This is a genomic window from Burkholderia perseverans, from assembly GCF_022870505.1.
GTDB lineage: Bacteria > Pseudomonadota > Gammaproteobacteria > Burkholderiales > Burkholderiaceae > Burkholderia > Burkholderia plantarii.
In genome coordinates this window covers 928,419-945,798 of the sequence record NZ_CP045093.1, presented here as the reverse complement: position 1 = coordinate 945,798, position 17,380 = coordinate 928,419, and the positions used below count along the sequence as shown (strand labels likewise).

General features: G+C 72.3%; 7 protein-coding genes and 1 pseudogene. 6 read left to right on the top strand and 2 right to left on the bottom strand.

Annotation, left to right across the window (positions count from 1 at the left end; genetic code table 11):
• Positions 1–33: 33 nt before the first annotated feature.
• The 6 genes and pseudogenes from glgX (at position 34) to BpN12_RS03915 (ending at position 13,277) form a co-directional block, all read left to right on the top strand.
• Positions 34–2,382, top strand: a complete 2,349-nt coding sequence (glgX, locus tag BpN12_RS03940) for a glycogen debranching protein GlgX (protein WP_246794008.1) — start codon at positions 34–36, stop codon at positions 2,380–2,382.
• 33 nt (positions 2,383–2,415) lie between these two features.
• Positions 2,416–4,392, top strand: a pseudogene (treZ, locus tag BpN12_RS03935) (malto-oligosyltrehalose trehalohydrolase); the annotation flags it as partial.
• A gap of 89 nt (positions 4,393–4,481) precedes the next feature.
• On the top strand, positions 4,482–6,938 hold the full coding sequence (gene malQ, locus BpN12_RS03930) for a 4-alpha-glucanotransferase (protein ID WP_246794006.1): 2,457 nt from the start codon (positions 4,482–4,484) through the stop codon (positions 6,936–6,938).
• On the top strand, positions 6,935–9,742 hold the full coding sequence (gene treY, locus BpN12_RS03925) for a malto-oligosyltrehalose synthase (protein WP_246794005.1): 2,808 nt from the start codon (positions 6,935–6,937) through the stop codon (positions 9,740–9,742). The genes malQ and treY overlap by 4 nt, the downstream gene beginning before the upstream one ends.
• A gap of 282 nt (positions 9,743–10,024) precedes the next feature.
• The gene (locus BpN12_RS03920; RefSeq protein ID WP_246794004.1) at positions 10,025–11,395 is read left to right on the top strand and encodes a glycosyl hydrolase family 18 protein; all 1,371 of its coding nucleotides are present in this window, start codon (positions 10,025–10,027) and stop codon (positions 11,393–11,395) included.
• 499 nt (positions 11,396–11,894) lie between these two features.
• The gene (locus tag BpN12_RS03915; protein ID WP_246794003.1) at positions 11,895–13,277 is read left to right on the top strand and encodes a short-chain fatty acid transporter; all 1,383 of its coding nucleotides are present in this window, start codon (positions 11,895–11,897) and stop codon (positions 13,275–13,277) included.
• A gap of 127 nt (positions 13,278–13,404) precedes the next feature.
• Here the strand turns inward: BpN12_RS03915 and BpN12_RS03910 are convergent, their stop codons facing one another.
• On the bottom strand, positions 13,405–15,795 hold the full coding sequence (locus BpN12_RS03910) for a penicillin-binding protein 1A (protein ID WP_246794002.1): 2,391 nt from the start codon (positions 15,793–15,795) through the stop codon (positions 13,405–13,407).
• 498 nt (positions 15,796–16,293) lie between these two features.
• Complete coding sequence (locus tag BpN12_RS03905; protein ID WP_246794001.1) at positions 16,294–17,334, bottom strand: D-cysteine desulfhydrase family protein; 1,041 nt, start codon at positions 17,332–17,334, stop codon at positions 16,294–16,296.
• Between the last annotated feature and the right edge of the window lie 46 nt (positions 17,335–17,380).

The following is a 17,380-nucleotide window of genomic DNA, read 5'->3' as shown; positions in this document are numbered from 1 at the left end:
GAAACAACACGCGACAACGAGGAGAACATCATCATGCGTGCTGCGACCGCCGACCGGCTCGAGCCGGGCAGGCCGTACCCGCTCGGTGCGAGCTGGAACGGCCTCGGCATCAATTTCGCGGTGTTTTCCGCGCACGCCACCCGCCTGCAGCTGTGCCTGTTCGAGCCGACCGGACGCAAGGAGATCGCCCGGCTCGACCTGCCTGAATGCACCGACGAGATCTGGCATGGCTACCTGCCGGGCGCGCATCCCGGCACCGTTTACGCGTTTCGCGCCGACGGCCCCTACCAGCCGCAGCATGGCCACCGCTTCAATTCCTCGAAGCTGCTGCTCGATCCCTACGCGCGCAAGCTGATCGGCCAGTTCCGCTGGTCCGACGCGCTGTTCGGCTACCGGCTCCACTCGAACCGCGCGGACCTGTCGATCGACCGCCGCGATTCGGCGCCGGCCATGCCCAAGTGCGTGGTGGTGGACGAATCGTTCGACTGGCACGGCGACCGCCGCCCCGAGGTGCCGTGGCAGGACACCGTGATCTACGAGACCCACGTGCGCGGCGTCTCGATGCGCCGCGACGGGTTGCGCACGCCGGAGCGCGGCACCTTCGCCGCGCTGGCCTCGCCCGAATTCATCGACCATCTGCTCAAGCTCGGCGTCACCACCGTCGAGCTGCTGCCGGTGCAGGCGTTCCTCGACAGCCGCGAGCTCGTCAATCGCGGGCTGCGCAACTACTGGGGCTACGACACGCTGGCGTATTTCGCGCCGCAGCCGTCGTATCTGGCCACGCGCCGGCTCGACGAGATGCGCATCGCGATCCGCCAACTGCACGCGGCCGGCATCGAGGTGCTGCTCGACGTGGTCTACAACCACACCTGCGAGGGCAACCAGCTCGGCCCGACACTGTCGTGGCGCGGCCTCGACAACGCCAGCTACTACCGCCTGCAGCCGAACGACCCGCGCTACCACATCGACGAGACCGGCTGCGGCAACACGCTGAACCTCTCGCATCCGCGCGTGCTGCAGATGGTGATGGACTCGCTGCGCTACTGGTGTACCGCGTTCAACATCGACGGTTTCCGCTTCGACCTCGGCGTCACGCTCGGCCGCGAGCCGCACGGCTACGACCGCGGCTCGGGCTTCTTCGACGCGCTGTGCCAGGACCCGGTGCTGGCCACCCGCAAGCTGATCTCCGAGCCGTGGGACCTCGGCCCCGGCGGCTACCAGCTCGGCAACCACCCGGCCGGCTTCGGCGAATGGAACGACAAGTTCCGCGACACGGTGCGCCGCTTCTGGCGCGGCGACGCCGGCATGCGGCCCGAGCTGGCCGCGCGGCTGGCCGGCTCGGCCGACCTGTTCAACCACCACCGGCGCAAGCCGTGGGCCTCGGTGAACTTCGTCTCGGCCCACGACGGCTTCACGCTGGCCGATCTCGTCTCGTACTCGTCGAAGCGCAACGAAGCCAACGGCGAGGAGAACCGCGACGGCCGCGACGACAACTGCAGCGCGAACTGGGGCGTGGAAGGCCCGACCGACGACGCCGGCATCCGCGAGGTGCGCGAGCGCGTGGCGCGCTCGATGCTGACCACGCTCTACGCGGCGCTCGGCACGCCGATGCTGCTCGGCGGCGACGAGTTCGGCCGCAGCCAGCAGGGCAACAACAACGCCTACTGCCAGGACACCGAACTGGCGTGGTTCGACTGGGAGGCCGCCGCCGGCGACGCCGGGCGCCAGCTGACCGGCTTCGTCGCGCGGCTTGCCGCGCTGCGCCGCGAACACCCGCTGCTGTCGGGGCCGGGCTACCCGTCGGGCGACCGCGAGGCGGCGCCGGGGCTGCGCGAGATCGACTGGTTCGACGAACGCGGCGGGGCGATCTCGATCCCCGCCTGGCAGAACCGCGAACTGCGCGCGCTGACGATGCGCCGCGTCGGCCCCGATCGCGACGGCGAGACCGAAGTGCTGCTGCTGATGCTGAACGGCTCGGCGCAGCCGCTCGTGTTCGTGCCGCCCGCGCCGCCACTCGAGTTCCGCGTGCTGGCCGACAGCGCGCGGCCCGACCTCGAGCCGCAAGCGCTGCCGGCCGAGGGCATCGAGCTGGCCGCGCACGCGGCCGTGATCGCGGCCGCGCGGCTGCCCGCCGGGCAGACCGCGAGCCTCGACCCCACGCGTGCCGACGCGGCCGACGACGCGCGCCACGAGGACGAGGGCGACGACGATCCGCACGGCGCTTCCAGCGGCAACCCGGACGACAACCGGAACGACAACCCGGACGGCGCGGACGACGGCGGCACCGAACCGCGAGCCGTGCCCGCGCCCGGCACGGAACCCGAGCCCGAGCCGACCGCCGGCGCGGTGCCGGCCCATGACGAACCCACGCCGGTGTCCTGAACCCGACACCGGCCCGCATCCGAGAACATCGCGATGACCGATTCCCTGACCTTTCCCGCCGGCCGCCACGCGTATCCGACCTCGTTCGGCGCCAGTTGCATCGATCCGCACCGCACCCACTTCCGGCTCTGGGCGCCCGCCTGCCAGGCGGTGAGCGTGGAGCTCGACGACGGCGAACGCCGCGCCAGCGTGGCCATGACGGCGCGCGACGGCGGCTGGTTCGACGCCACCGTGCCGTTCGGCCCCGACACGCGCTACCGCTACCGGCTCGACGGCGGCGAGGCCGTGCCCGATCCGGCCTCGCGCTTCCAGCCCGAGGGCGTCCACGGCCCGAGCCAGGTGGTCGACCCCGGCGCCTATCGCTGGCGCCAGGACGACTGGCGCGGCCGGCCCTGGCACGAGACCGTGCTCTACGAACTGCACGTGGGCGCGCTCGGCGGCTATCGCGGCGTGACGCAGCGGCTCGGCGACCTCGCCGCGCTCGGCGTGACCGCGATCGAGCTGATGCCGCTGGCCGAGTGCCCCGGCACGCGCAACTGGGGCTACGACGGCGTGCTGCCGTTCGCGCCGTCGTCGTCCTACGGGCGGCCCGAGGAACTGAAGGCGCTGGTGGACGCCGCGCACGAGCTGGGGCTGCAGGTGTTCGTCGACGTGGTCTACAACCACTTCGGCCCCGACGGCAACTGGCTCGCGCGCTACGCGCCGCCGTTCTTCCGCGAGGGCAAGACCACCGGCTGGGGGCCGGCGATCGACTTCCAGCGCGACGAGGTCGGGCGCTTCTTCATCGACAACGCGCTCTACTGGCTCGAGGAATACCGCATCGACGGGCTGCGCATCGACGCCGCCCATGCGATCGACGACGACCGCTGGCTCGGCGAGCTGGCCGCGCGCGTGCGCGCCTACGCGGGCAGCGAGCGGCACGTCCATCTGGTGCTCGAAAACGAGCGCAACAGCGCGCACCTGCTCGCCGACGTGGGCTTCGACGCGCAGTGGAACGACGATTTCCACAACAGCGCGCACGTGCTGCTGACGGGCGAGCGCGACGGCTATTACCGCGCCTACGCCGACGCGCCGCTGCAGCGCTTCGCACGCACCCTCGCCGAGGGCTTCGCGTACCAGGGCGAGCCCTCGCCGCTGCACGACGGCCGCCCGCGCGGCGAGCCCAGCGCGCACCTGCCGCCCACCGCGTTCGTGGCGTTCCTGCAGAACCACGACCAGATCGGCAATCGCGCGTTCGGCGAGCGGCTGCGCGCGATCGTCAACGACGAGGCGCTGCGCGCGGCCACCGCCGTGCTGCTGCTCGCGCCCTCGGTGCCGCTGCTGTTCATGGGCGAGGAAACCGGCTCGACGCAGCCGTTCCAGTTCTTCACCGATTACGAAGGCGAGCTGGCCGACGCCGTGCGCGAGGGCCGGCGCCGCGAGTTCGCCGCGTTCCCGGCGTTCGAGAATCCCGAGCGGCGTCATCTGATTCCCGACCCGAACGACCCGGCCACCTTCGCGCGCTCGTCGCTCGAAGCGGTGGATGCCGACCGCGAGAGCGACGATGCACGCAGCTGGCGCGCGTTCTATCGCGGCGCGCTGGCGGTGCGCAACGGCTTTGTCGTGCCGCATCTGCCGGGCACGCGCTCGGAGGGCGTGAGCCTGCTGGACGGCGGCGCGGACGCGGGCAGCAACGCCCCGGCCCACGACGATCCGCGCCACGGCGACCCCGGCATCGCGCCCGACCACTCGCGCCTGCTGCCGGACGACCCGGAGCAGCCGGCCGAACGCGCGGCGGCCGCGACGCTCGCCGAGGCGATCGAACGCGATCACGCGGACGGCAACGACGACGAAGCCGCCGGCACCGGCCGTGCGCCGCGCGCGGGCGCCGAGCCTCGTGCCCTGATCGCGCGCTGGCGGCTCGGCAACGGCGCGCGGCTCGCGATCGCGCTGAACCTCGACGACACGCCGATCGCGCTGGCCGAGCCGCCGCCCGGCAAGATCGTGTTCGAGACGCCGCCGCGCGTGCGCGACGCGCTCGCCGACGGGCGGCTCGGCCCGCACGCCTGCCTCGTCTGGCTCGACGCGCCGGCCGGCGCGCCGGCCGAGGGGCGTGGACGATGAGCACCGGACCCGACGCCTCGCTCGCCGCGCTGGCCCGCGCGGCCGGGCTCGAGCCCGAATGGACCGACGCGGCCGACCAGCCGCGGCGGGTCGGCGACGATGCGCTCGCGGTGCTGCTCGACGCGCTCGGCCTGCCCGCCGCCACGCTGGCCGATCGCGAATGGAGCCTGGCCGCGCTGACGACGCCGGCCGCGCCGCCGCCGCTGGTGACGGCCACGGCCGGCGAGGCCGTGCCGTGGCCCGCGGCGGCCGGCCGGGCCGGCGGCGGCTACACGCTCACGCTCGAGGACGGCGCCCGCGTCACGGGCCGGCTGGCGGCCGATCCGGCCGGCGGCGGCGCGCGGCTGCCCGCGATCGACGCGCCCGGCTATCACCTGGTGGAAACCGACGCGGCCAGCGTGACGGTGGCGGTGGCGCCCGCGCGCGGCTGGACCGTCGGCGACGCGGCGTTCGTGGCGGGCCGCCAGCGGCCGTGGGGGCTCGCCGCGCAGCTCTACGGGCTGCGCCGCGCCGGCGACTTCGGGATCGGCGACACCACCGCGCTCGCGGCCCTGGCCGGCAGCGCCGCGCGGCTCGGCGCCGACGCGCTCGCGATCAGCCCGACCCATGCCACGTTCCCGGCCCAGCCCGAGCGCGACAGCCCGTATTCGCCTTCCTCGCGCCGCTGGCACAACCTCGCCTATATCGATCCCGACGACGTGGCCGGCCCGCGGGCCACCGCCGCCGTGCTTGCCGAAACCGGGCTGGCCGACACCGCCGCCCGGCTCGCCGCCGCGCCGCTGGTGGACTGGCCGCTGGCGGTCCACACCAAGCTGCGCGTGCTGCGCGCGCTGTTCGAGCGCTGGCGCGCGCATCCGTCGCCCGATGCCGACGCGTTCGCGCGCTTCGTCGCCGACGGCGGCGCCGCGCTGCACGCGCATGCCTGCTTCGACGCGCTGCACGCGCAGGCGCTGGCCGACCGCCGCGAGCCCGACTGGCGGCGCTGGCCCGAGGCGCTGCGCGGCGGCCCCGACGCGCCCGGGGTGCGCGCGTTCGCGGCCGCGCACGCCGACGACGTGGCGTTCTTCTCGTTCGCGCAATGGCTCGCCGCGCGCGGGCTCGACGGCGCGCGCCGGGCCGCGCGCGGCGCCGGCATGTCGATCGGCACCATCGCCGATCTCGCCGTGGGCTGCGCACCCGACGGCAGCGACGCGTGGGCCGCGCCCGGCCTGATGCTGGGCAACGCCTCGATCGGCGCGCCGCCCGACCTGTTCAACGCCGACGGCCAGGCCTGGGGCGTCACCACCTGGACCCCGTCCGCGCTGCGCGCGAGCGGCTTCGCGCCGTTCATCGCGCTGCTGCGCGCCGCGTTCGCGCATGCCGGCGGCGTGCGCATCGACCACATCCTCGGCTTCGCGCGGCTCTGGATCGTGCGCGACGGCACCTCCGCGCGCGACGGCGCCTACCTGCGCTATCCGCTCGACGACCTGCTGCGGCTGGTCGCGCTCGAATCGTCGCGGCATCGCGCGATCGCGATCGGCGAGGATCTCGGCACCGTGCCCGACGGGCTGCGCGAGCGGCTCGCGGCGCGCGGCATCGCCGGGATGCGCGTGCTCTGGTTCGAGCGCGACGCCGATGGCGCATTTCGCCGGCCCGAGCGCTGGGACCGCGACGCGGTGGCGATGCCGTCCACGCACGATCTGCCGACGCTGGCGGGCTGGTGGCGCGGCGTCGATCTGGCCTGGCGGCGGCATGTGGCGGCGCCCGAAACTGGACGCGAGGGCGGCGACAAGGTTGCGGACGCATCGAGTGAGGCAGCGCCGGCGACCGATGTCGCGACGCCGTCCATGCCGCCCGACCGGCACGACGCGTTCGATGCGTTCGCCCCCTCACGCTCGCCCGCCGATCCGCCCGTCACCTGGCCGCCTTCGTCCGGTCCCGCGCCCTCCGCGGCAGCGTCGGCCCAGCCGCAGGCAGCGGCACCGCTCGCGCGCGATGCCGAAACCGCGATGCCGGCCGGCAGCAGCGATCAGCCGGCCGCCTCCACACCTTCAACTCATCCTCTATCCCGCGACATGAATCCATCGCCCCTTGACCACGCGCCCACCGCCGCGCCCCCATCGCTGCCGCCCGACCTGGCCGAGCGCGACGCCGACCGCGCCGCGCTCTGGCGCGCGCTCGTCGATGCGCGGGTGGTGCCGCCGCCGGCCTCGTCCACGCCGCCCGCGCCCGACGCGCCGCCGGTAGCCGCCGCGCTCGCGTTCGTCGCGCGCAGCGCCTCGGCGCTCGCGCTGGTGCCGCTCGAGGATCTGCTGGCGCTGCCCGCGCAGCCGAACCTGCCCGGGCCGCCGGTCGGCCATCCGAACTGGCGCCGCCGCATGCCGCGCGAGACCGCCGACCTGCTCGACGACGCCGCCGGCGCCACGCTCGCCGCCGTCGCGCTGGCGCGGCGCACCGGCACGGAGGCGCCATGAGCACGCCGCGCGCCACGCTGCGGCTGCAGCTGCACGCCGGCTTCACGTTCGACGACGCGGCGGCCCACGTCGATCTGTACGCGCAGCTCGGCATCAGCCATCTCTATCTGTCGCCGATCACGCAGGCCGAGCCGGGCTCGATGCACGGCTACGACACCGTCGACTACGGCCGCGTGAGCGAGGCGCTCGGCGGCGAGCACGGCCTCGTGCGGCTGGTCGGCGCGCTGCGCCGGCACGGCATCGGCACGCTCGTCGATTTCGTGCCGAACCACATGGGCGTGGCCGGCTCGTCGAACGGCTGGTGGAACGACGTGCTCGAATGGGGGCCGCGCAGCCGCTACGCGCGCCACTTCGACATCGACTGGCGCCCCGCCGACCCGCTGCTGCGCGACCGCGTGCTGCTGCCCTGCCTCGGCCGCCCGTATGGCGAGGCGCTCGCGGCCGGCGAGATCGTGCTCGGCTGCGACGCCGCCGCCGGCCGCTTCGTGATCGCCTGCTCGGGGCGCACGCTGCCCGTCGCGCTCGCCGCCTATCCCGACATCCTGCGCGCCGCGAAACAGCCCGGCCTCGACACGCTGGCCGCGCGCTTCGCGCCGCTGGTCGAGGCGGCGCCCGGCACCCCGCGCATCGACCTCGCGTTCGAGGCGCTGCGCGACTACGTTGCCGCCCACGGCGCGACCGCGCTCGACGGCGCGCTGCGCCACTACGCGAGCGACAGCGACGCCGGCCGCGCGCGGCTGCACGCGCTGCTGGAGCGCCAGGCCTATCGGCTCGCCTGGTGGCGCACCGCGCCCGACGAGATCAACTGGCGCCGCTTCTTCGATATCGACACGCTGGCCGGCATCCGCGTGGAGGACGACGCGGTGTTCGACGACGTCCACGCGCTGCTGTTCCGGCTCGTCGACGCGGGGCTGGTGGACGGCGTGCGGATCGATCACGTCGACGGCCTGGCCGATCCGCGCGGCTACTGCCGCAAGCTGCACGCGCGGCTCGCCGCGCTGCGCGACCCGGCGCCGTACCTGGTGGTGGAGAAGATCCTCGCGACCGGCGAGGCGCTGCCCGCCGACTGGCTCACCGACGGCACCACCGGCTACGACTTCATGAACGACGTGGGCGCGCTGCTGCACGATCCGGCCGGCGCCGAGCCGCTCGCGCAGCACTGGGCCGAGCTGTCGGGCAGCACCGCGACGTTCACCGACGAGGCGCTGGCCGGCAAGCGCGAGGCGGCCGCGCGGCAGCTTGCCGTGGAGGTCGAGCGCGTGACCGACGCGCTGCACGCGATCGCGCGCGCCGACCCGCGCACGCGCGACTTCGCGCGCAACCCGCTGCGCCGCGTGGTGGCCGAACTGGCCGCGCAGCTGCCCGTCTACCGGCTCTATCCCGTGGACGGCGAGCGCGCCGCCGAGCGTCCGTTCATCGAGGCCGCCAGCCAGGCCGCGCGTCGCGCGCTGCCGCGCACCGATCACGAGGCGCTCGACCGCGTGCTCGGCTGGCTCGGCTGGCCCGAACTCGCGCGCGGCGGATCGGGTGCGGAATCGGGGGCAGCCCCGGACGCCGAACCGGCGGCGGACGTGGATCCGGCGCTGGCCCGCCAGGCGCGCATCGCGTTCGCGCGGCTCAGCTCGCCGCTCGCGGCGAAGGGCGTGGAGGACACCGCCTGCTATCGCTACGGGCGCCTGCTGTCGCGCAACGAAGTCGGCGCCGACGCCGGGCAGTTCGCGCTCTCGCCCGACGCGTTCCACCTGCGCAATCTCGAACGCGCGGCACGCACGCCCCACACGCTGCTCGCCACGGCCACCCACGACCACAAGCGCGGCGAGGACGTGCGCGCGCGGCTCGCGGTGCTGAGCGAGGCGCCGGTGCCGTGGCGCGCGGCCGTCGACGCCTGGGCCGCGCGTCACGACGCGCAGCGCCGCGCGCCGGCCGAGGGCGCGCCGCCGGCGCCGGGCCGCGCGGTGGAGGCGATGCTGTACCAGACGCTGGTGGGCTGCTGGCCGCCCACGCTCGCGCCCGACGACGCCGAGGGCCTCGCCGCGCTGGCCGATCGCGTCGTGCAGTGGCAGACCAAGGCGCTGCGCGAGGCGAAGCGCGAGACCAGCTGGCTCGCGCCCGACGAAGGCTACGAAGCGGCCTGCGAGGCGTTCGTGCGCGAGCTGCTCACGCCGCGCGGCGAGGACGATTTCGCCCATGCGCTGCATGCGTTCGTCGCGCACATCGCGCCGGCCGGCGTGGTCAATTCGCTGCTGCAGGCGACGCTGCGCATCGCCTCGCCCGGCGTGCCCGATCTGTACCAGGGCACCGACCTGTGGGACTTCAGCCTCGTCGATCCCGACAACCGGCGCGAGGTGGACTTCGCCGAGCGCCGCGCCACGCCCGTCGGCGGCCCGCTGGCCGGCTATCTGCGGACCTGGCCCGACGGCCTCGTCAAGCGCGCGCTGGTCACGCGGATGCTGGCGCTGCGCGCCGAATACGCGGGGATCTTCACGCACGGCGCCTACCTGCCGCTCACGGTGGAAGGCGCGGCGCGCGACCACGCGATCGCGCTGCTGCGGCGCGATACGCGCACCGCCGTGCTGGTGGTCGGCAGCCGGCTCGCGCACGGCCGGCTCGCCACCGACGGCGCCGGCCCGCGCATCGACGCGGGCTTCTGGGGCGATACCGCGATCGTGCTGCCCGACGACGCGCCAGCCCAATGGCACGAGCGGCTCGGCGCGGAGCGCCGTGCGACGGCGACGAACGGGCGGCTGCGCGTGGCCGAACTGCTCGCCGAACTGCCGGTGGCGGCGCTGGTCGGCATGCCGTGAAGGGGAGGTACGGCGAGGCGCGCTCGCGCCTCGCCGGCATGTGGATGCCACGCGACGATCAACAGATAAAAATTCCGCGATCGATTATCGAATCAAGATGATCTTTCAAACAAAATAAAAAACTTCCAAAAACTCTCCCATTTACCCAAGCCGGAAAATTCTCCTTGATTCGGCCACGCGAACAAGGAAGTATTTGCGCATTCAGGAGAGCTGCATGGTGGCCTTCCCCAGTCGTTGCAGCATCGCGTGCCACCGCCCAACCGCAACCACCGAGGAAAGAAAATGGCCAACCTTGAAAATGGCATCAATGCGTGGATTTTCCTGGACGAGGACGAACCGCCCGACACCAACTACAACAGCCCCGCCAGCTGCTATCAATCGCTGATCAGTTCGCGGGTCTACGACAGCGCCAGCTTTCTCGGCATCGCTTTTTTCAAGGTGGTCCCCGCCGCGCAGGGCTCCACGATCCAGATCGGCGACAAATCCCATCCCGTATCGCCGTCGCAGAGCCTGTCCAATCAGGATTATCTGAATTTCGTGCTGCGCGACGGGCGTCAGGTCAATCCCGGCATCAAGTTCCTGGCCACCATGGTGTACTCCGGCGCCCACACCCTGGCGTCGATTTTCTCGGCAGGCGGCGACGCGCAAACCCAGGCCACCGATTTTGCAAACAACCTGGTCGCCTATCTCAAAGACAACGGGATGAATGGGCTGGACGTCGACTGGGAAGGTGATGTATCCGACGACATGACGCCGGCGCAATTCCAGATCCTGTTTTCCACGATTCGCGCGGTATTCGATCAACAACCGGTCAAGTATTACCTGTCGTTCACGCCGGCGTGGTCCTGGGGAAAAATCGATTACGCCACGCTCGATGGCCTGTTCGATTTCGTCTCGCCCCAGTTCTATGACGGCACATCGCTGGAGAGCTTCCTCGAGGCCAAGGTCCCGCCGGCCCTGATCGGTTACGGCGCGCAATTCGAGCCGGGCAATTCGGCGCCCAATAGCAGCGCGCAACAGGTCTGGAGCGCGGTGTCGGAAGGCTTTTCCTTCAACGGTACGCAATACGATTATCAGGACATCTTCATGTGGCGCCTCAACTCGGGCAATTTCCAGTTCGAGCAGGCGCAGTTCATGATTCTGGGCCAGCTCGGCAATCCGCCCACCGGCAACAGCTTCGACGACACGCCGATCATCCGCGCAGCGGGCAATCCGCAGCTGACGCAACTGACGATCCGCTCGGGTAACGTCCTCGACGCGATCCAGGCCGCCAACACCGGCACCGGCCCCTACAACTTCGGGACCGCGCCGGACGCGAAAACCGGCACGTTCACCTTGCTGCAACATGGGGGGAACGGCGGAAGCGGACAAACCATCCAGATCCCGCTCGACGATCCGATCGTGTCCGTGTCCGGCTACACGGGCGTGTGGTACGGCTGGCAATGCGTCCTGCAACTCACGCTGACCGGCAAGAGCGGCGCCACCTACGGCCCGTTCGGCAGCATGGCCGGCGCGACCCGCCGCGATCCGTTCGTGCAGGCGGCGCCCGCCGGACAAAGCGTGGCGGGCTTCAGCGGCACTACGGTGACGGTGCCGCTGGCGGGCGGCAGCCGGACGGCGATCATCGCCACGCTGAGCGCCGTGTTTGCCTGAAATATCCAATCAGACGTTTCGACACCGGCGGCACCCGTCGTCCAAGGCCATGCAGACGCATGGCCTTCTTTGCTGCCGGATCCATCAAGCCAACCGGCTGCCCGTTCGAATATTTCATTATTCAATCAATACCATTCAGATTACTTTCAATTGAAGCGAACCGCTGCGAATCGCGTGCGATAGCCGCGCAAGCAACTTGACATCGCCCTGCCGCGCGGCGACTATTTGGCGTTCGTTAAACGAAACGATGTTCTCATTACGAACATTCGAATAACAATAGGGCTGGCCGCCTTCCTCTCGCGTTCGATCCCGGATGCAGGGAAGGCGCGATATGAACCCGCTGTGCCGTGGCAATCGCCTCGTGTACGTGGAGGAGCGCCGCACCCTGATCCCGATCGCCTTCCGGCGGCCGCCCGGCCGCTCGCGCCCGGGCTCATCCGCACGCCGATCCGCCGCCCCGGCCAGCCAGCAGACACACGCTGAGCAACTGAACCACAGCATGAAAAGAGACAACCCCATCGCCCACGCCAACGACCGGCGCGGTGTCGTCGCCGCCCTCGTCTACCTATTCGAGCGCGTCATGCCCGACCCGTTCGTGCTGTCGATCGGCCTGACGGCCCTGGTCGCGGTGCTAGCGCTCGCGCTCGGCCCGCAGGGCAACCTCCCCACGCTGCTCGACTCCTGGTACACGGGCACCTTCGGCATCCTCGGCTTTGCGCTGCAGATGATCCTGATCCTCGCCACCGGCTACGCGATCGCCGAGGCGCCGGTGATCCAGCGCGGCCTGCGCGCGCTGGCCGCCCATGCACAGACGCCGACGCGCGCCGCGCTGCTGGTGTTCCCGGTGGTCGGCATCGCGGCCTGGCTGAACTGGGGCCTCGGCCTGATCGTCGGCGCGCTGCTCTCGCGTGAAATCGCGCGGCGCGTGAAGGTCGATTTCGCCTGGCTGGTGGCCGGCAGCTACTCGGCGTGGTCGGTCTGCAACAGCGGCCTGTCCAGCTCGATCGCGCTCTCGCAGGCCTCGCACGGCAACGCGCTGAACCTCGTCGAGAAGGCCACCGGCCAGGTGGTGCCGCTCGGCGCGACGGTGTTCGCGCCGTTCGTGTTCATCCCCACCGTGCTGGTGGTGGTGGTGATGACGGCGATCTTCATCCGCATGCATCCGCGCACCGAGGACGTGGTCGCGTTCAGCGAGGCGGCCGAAAGCGAAGCCGGCGGCGCGAGCGACGACCCGCACGCGCGCGTCGGTACCACGCCCACCTTCGCCACGCGCCTGGAAAACTCGATGCTCGGCACGCTGCTGCTGCTCGTGTTCGGCGTCGGCTATCTGGTGATGGAGTGGCGCGCGCACCGCTTCGACCTCGACATCAACACCACCATCCTGATCTTCCTGCTGATCGGCCTCGCGCTGCAGCGCACGCCGATCGCCTATGCCAACGCGATCCGCCGCGCCGCGCGCCAGACCGGCTCGATGCTGCTGCAATACCCGGTGTACGGCGGCATCATGGGCATGATGAAGGGCACCGGCCTGGCCTCGATGATCGCCAAGACCTTCGTGACGATCGCCACGCCGGCCTCGCTGCCGCTCTGGAGCTACCTCAGCTCGCTGATCATCACGCTGCTGGTGCCGAGCGCGGGCGGCCACTGGGCCGTGCAGGGACCGTTCGTGCTGCCCGCCGCGCTGAGCCTGCACGCCTCGGTGCCGCGCACCGCGATGGGCGTGGCGATGGCCGAGAACGTCTCCAACATGCTGCAGCCGTTCTGGGCCGTGCCGATCGTCGCGATCGCGGGCATCCGCATCCAGCGCGTGATGGGCTACACGGCCGTCACGTTCGCGGTGTCGCTGGTGATCTACGCGGTGGCGCTGTGGCTCGTGCCGTGAGGCGCGCCGGCCGCGCCTGAGGCCGGCCGGCACGATCCCGCCACGCGCGGCGGCGCTTCCCATGCCGCCGCGCGAATCGTTTCGACTCTCCCCCTTCGCCGTTCGTCAGCCGCGGGGCAGCCGGCGTTCAGATGCCGTCGGCATCCGCATCGTCCGGCCCCGAGAAATAGCGCAGAATCCGCGCCTTCTCGTCGGACGACACCACGCCCGGCATTGCCGCGGCCCCACTCGCCCCCATCTCCGGCTGCGCCGTTTCGGGCAGCGCCGCGCGCGGCGTGACTGACGGCATGCGCCCCTGCGCGTCGAGCGCCGCCACGAAGCCCTCGCCGGGCATGAAATGCAGGTCGTAGGGCTCGCCGCCCACGAACGCGATCTCGTCGGGCACCGCGTCCGGCTGCTCCGGCACGTTGGCGAGCGCATGCCGCATGAACTCGATCCAGACCGGCAGCGCATTGCGCGAACCATACTCGCGCGCGCCCATCGAGGCCGGCGTATCGAAACCCATCCAGACCACGGTGGCCAGCTCGCGCTGATAGCCGGCGAACCAGCCGTCGCGATAGCGGTTGGTGGTGCCCGTCTTGCCGGCCAGGTCGTGCCGCTTCAGCACGTTGGTGGCCGCGCCGGTGCCGTGCGCGGCGGCGGCACGCAGCATGTCCGTCATCAGGTAGCTGTTGGCGGCATCGATCACGCGCGGCGCGCCGGCGCCCGCGCGGGCCGGCGCGGCCTCGAACAGCACGCGGCCCGCGCCGTCCTCGATGCGGGCGATCAGGTACGGCTGCACGCGAAAGCCGCCGTTCGCGAACACCGCATAGGCCACCGCCATCTGCAGCGGCGTGACCGCGCCCGCGCCGAGCGCCATCGGCAGGTTCGGCACGATCAGGTCCTCGCGCAGGCCGAACGCGCCGACGATGAAGCGCTTCGCATAGGCGGGATCGATCGCGCGCAGCGTGCGGATCGCGACGAAGTTCTTCGAGCGCGCCACGCCCTCGCGCAACGTGATCGGGCCGAGCGGCACGCCGTCCTCGTGCGGGCGCCAGACCGGGCCGCCGGGATAGCTGGCGGGAATTTCGACGGGCAGGTCGTCGACCACGGTGGTCGGGCCGAAGCCGCGCGCCAGCGCCGCCGAATAGAGGAACGGCTTGAAGCTCGAACCGGGCTGGCGCCACGCCTGCGTCACGCGGTTCAGCTGGGTCGCCGTCATGCCGTTGCCGCCCACCAGCGCGCGGATCGCGCCGTCGTCGGGCGCGATCGCGACCAGCGCGGCCTGCACCGCGGGCAGTTCGGCGAGCGCCCAGTGGCCGCCATCGGCGCGCGTGACGCGCACGATCGCGCCCGGCGCCAGCCGCACCGGCGCGCGACGGCCCGCGGCGCGCAACCGGTCGAGGCCGTGCCCCGCGAGCACGACGTGCGTGCCGTCGGCGAGCCGCGCGTCCACGCGCGCGGCACTGCTCGCCACCACCACCGCGCACGGCAGCCCCGCCACCTCGGGCCGCTGCCGTATGGCCTCGATCACGGCGTCCGAAAGCCGCCCCGCCGCCGGCACCGGCAGCGCCACCGTGGCCTCCGGTCCCGCGTAGGCATGCCGGCGCGGGTAGGCCAGCACGCCGTGGCGCACCGCCTCGAACGCGGCGGCCTGATCGTCGAGCGCCACCGTGGTGGTGACCTTGAAGCCGCTCTCGTAGGCGGCCTCGCCGTAGCGCTCGACCATCATCTGCCGCACCAGTTCGCTGACCGAGCCGGCCGGTACCGAGTCGCGTCGCGCGGCGGGCCGCGCGTAGGCTGGCTCGTCCAGCGCGGCGCGATACTGCTCCGGCGTGATGAAGCCGACCTCGCGCATGCGCGCGAGCACGTAGCGCTGGCGCGCCAGCGCGCGCGCCGGATCGCTGACCGGGTTGAACGCGGACGGCGCCTTCGGCAGCCCGGCCAGCATCGCGGCCTGGCCGAGCGTCAGCGCATCGAGATCGCGGCCGTAGTAGGTGCGCGCCGCCGCGCCGAAGCCATACGAGCGCTCGCCGAGATAGATCTGGTTCATGTAGAGCTGCAGGATCCGGTCCTTCGGCAAGCTGCGTTCGATCTTGATCGCGAGCAGCACCTCGACGAGCTTGCGCGTGAAGGTCTTGTGGCGCGACAGGAAGAAGTTGCGCGCGAGCTGCATCGTGATGGTGCTGCCGCCCTGGGCCTTGCCGCCGCGCACGGCATCGACCAGCACGGCGCGCAGCAGGCCGCCCACGTCGATGCCGCGATGCTGGTAGAAGCCGGCGTCCTCGGCCGCCAGCAGCGCCTGCTTCATGCGCGTGGGGATCGCGTCGGCGTCGAGCGGGATGCGCCGCTCGATGCCGTATTCGGCGAGCTGGTGGCCATCCGACGAGTAGATGCGCAGCGGTTCGGCCGGCTGGTAATCGCCGAGCGCGGTCACGGGCGGCAGCGCCGGGTAGACGACGAACGCGATATAGGCCGCCGTGGCGCCGCCCGCGACGAGGCCGGCGCAGACGAGGCCGATCGCGATCGTGCCGAGCACGCGCCGGACGCCGCGACGGCGTGGCGGGCGCTTGCCGCCGGAGGGCTCGGGCCGGCCGGTGGGGTCGGAGGGAGGGAGATGGGAGGAGTCGGGCTTGCGCAGGAACATACGGGAAACGAACCGGAACGAGTGCAAATGCGAAGGCAGATGCGGGTGGGAAGCGGCGGTGCAAGGGCACCGTGTCCGCGCGTCGCACGGGCGGCCACATCGGCGAGGCGCGCGAGACGATCCGGCGCGCAGGCCGGATCCATCATGAGGAATCCGTAACGATCAAGGGCCGCGTGAGGCGGAGATCGCGAATCACGGGGCCAACGGAATCGGACAGCAGCGTTCGGGACAGGCCGATCGGGCCGGCGGCGGCTCACCGCTCACGCGGGGCCCGGCGCGGACATGGCGGGTACGCGGCCGTGCGATGGCGCGCGAGGTCCGCGTGCCGGGCGGAATGCGTCGGGAAACGCGAGCCGGGAGCGGCCCGGATCGGATCGGCCGACGCGCGGCTCAGGCCGCGCCGCCCCCGGCCTCGAACGCCGTGCGATAGGCGTAAAGCCCCGGCTGGCCGCCCGTCATCAGGAACAGCACATCGTCGCCGGGGCGGTACTTGCCCGCCTCCACGTCGGCCAGCAGCCCCGCGAACGCCTTGCCGCCATAAACCGGATCGAGCAGCAGCCCCTGCGTGCGCGCCATCAGCCGCACGGCGGCCAGCATGCCGTCGGTCGGCACGCCGTAGCCTTCGCCGCGCTGCGCGCCGTCCACGCGAACCGCGCCGGCGGGCGGCGGCGCCAGTTCCAGCAACGCGCAGGCCGCCTCGACCAGTTCCACCGTGACCGCCGCCGCGGCCGGCGCCGGCGCCAGCACGCCGTGCGCGAGCACGCGCTCGGGCCGCCGGCCCAGCGCGTGCAGGCCCGCCACCAGTCCGGCCTGGGTGCCGCCGCTGCCATTAGGACAGACGATGCCGGAGAACTCGATGCCGAGCGCCCGCTCCTGCTCGACGATCTCGGCCGCGCAGGCCGCGTAGCCGAGCGAGCCGAGCCCCGTCGAGCCGCCGGTCGGGATCACTCGCACCTTGCGGCCGGCCGCGCGCAGCTCGTCGGCGCGCGCCTGCGCGGCGTCGATCGCCGGCGTGCCGTCCGGCGCGATCCGCACCGTGGCGCCGAACAGCGCATCGAGCAGCAGGTTGCCGTTATGTTCGTAGTCGTCGTCGCTGCGCGGCACCGCGCGCGACAGCACCAGTTCGCAGCGCAGGCCGGCCAGCGCCGCCGCGGCGGCCGTGAGCCGCGCGTGATTCGATTGCAGGCCGCCCACCGTGATCACCGTGTCGGCGCCGTCCGCGAGCGCCTGGCCGAGGTGCAGTTCGAGCTTGCGCAGCTTGTTGCCGCCGCCGCCGAGCGCGAAGTGATCGTCGCGCTTCACATGCAGCCGCACGCCGTTGGCGCGCTCGCCGAGCGCCGCCTCCAGCCGCGCGAGCCGCTGGATCGGCGGGATCGCGTCGAGCAGCGCGAAGCGCGGAAAACGAACGCCATGGAGTTCCATCGTCGACATCGGTGCTTCTCCTTCCTCAGTGCCGCCGGCGCGAACGGTGCGCCGG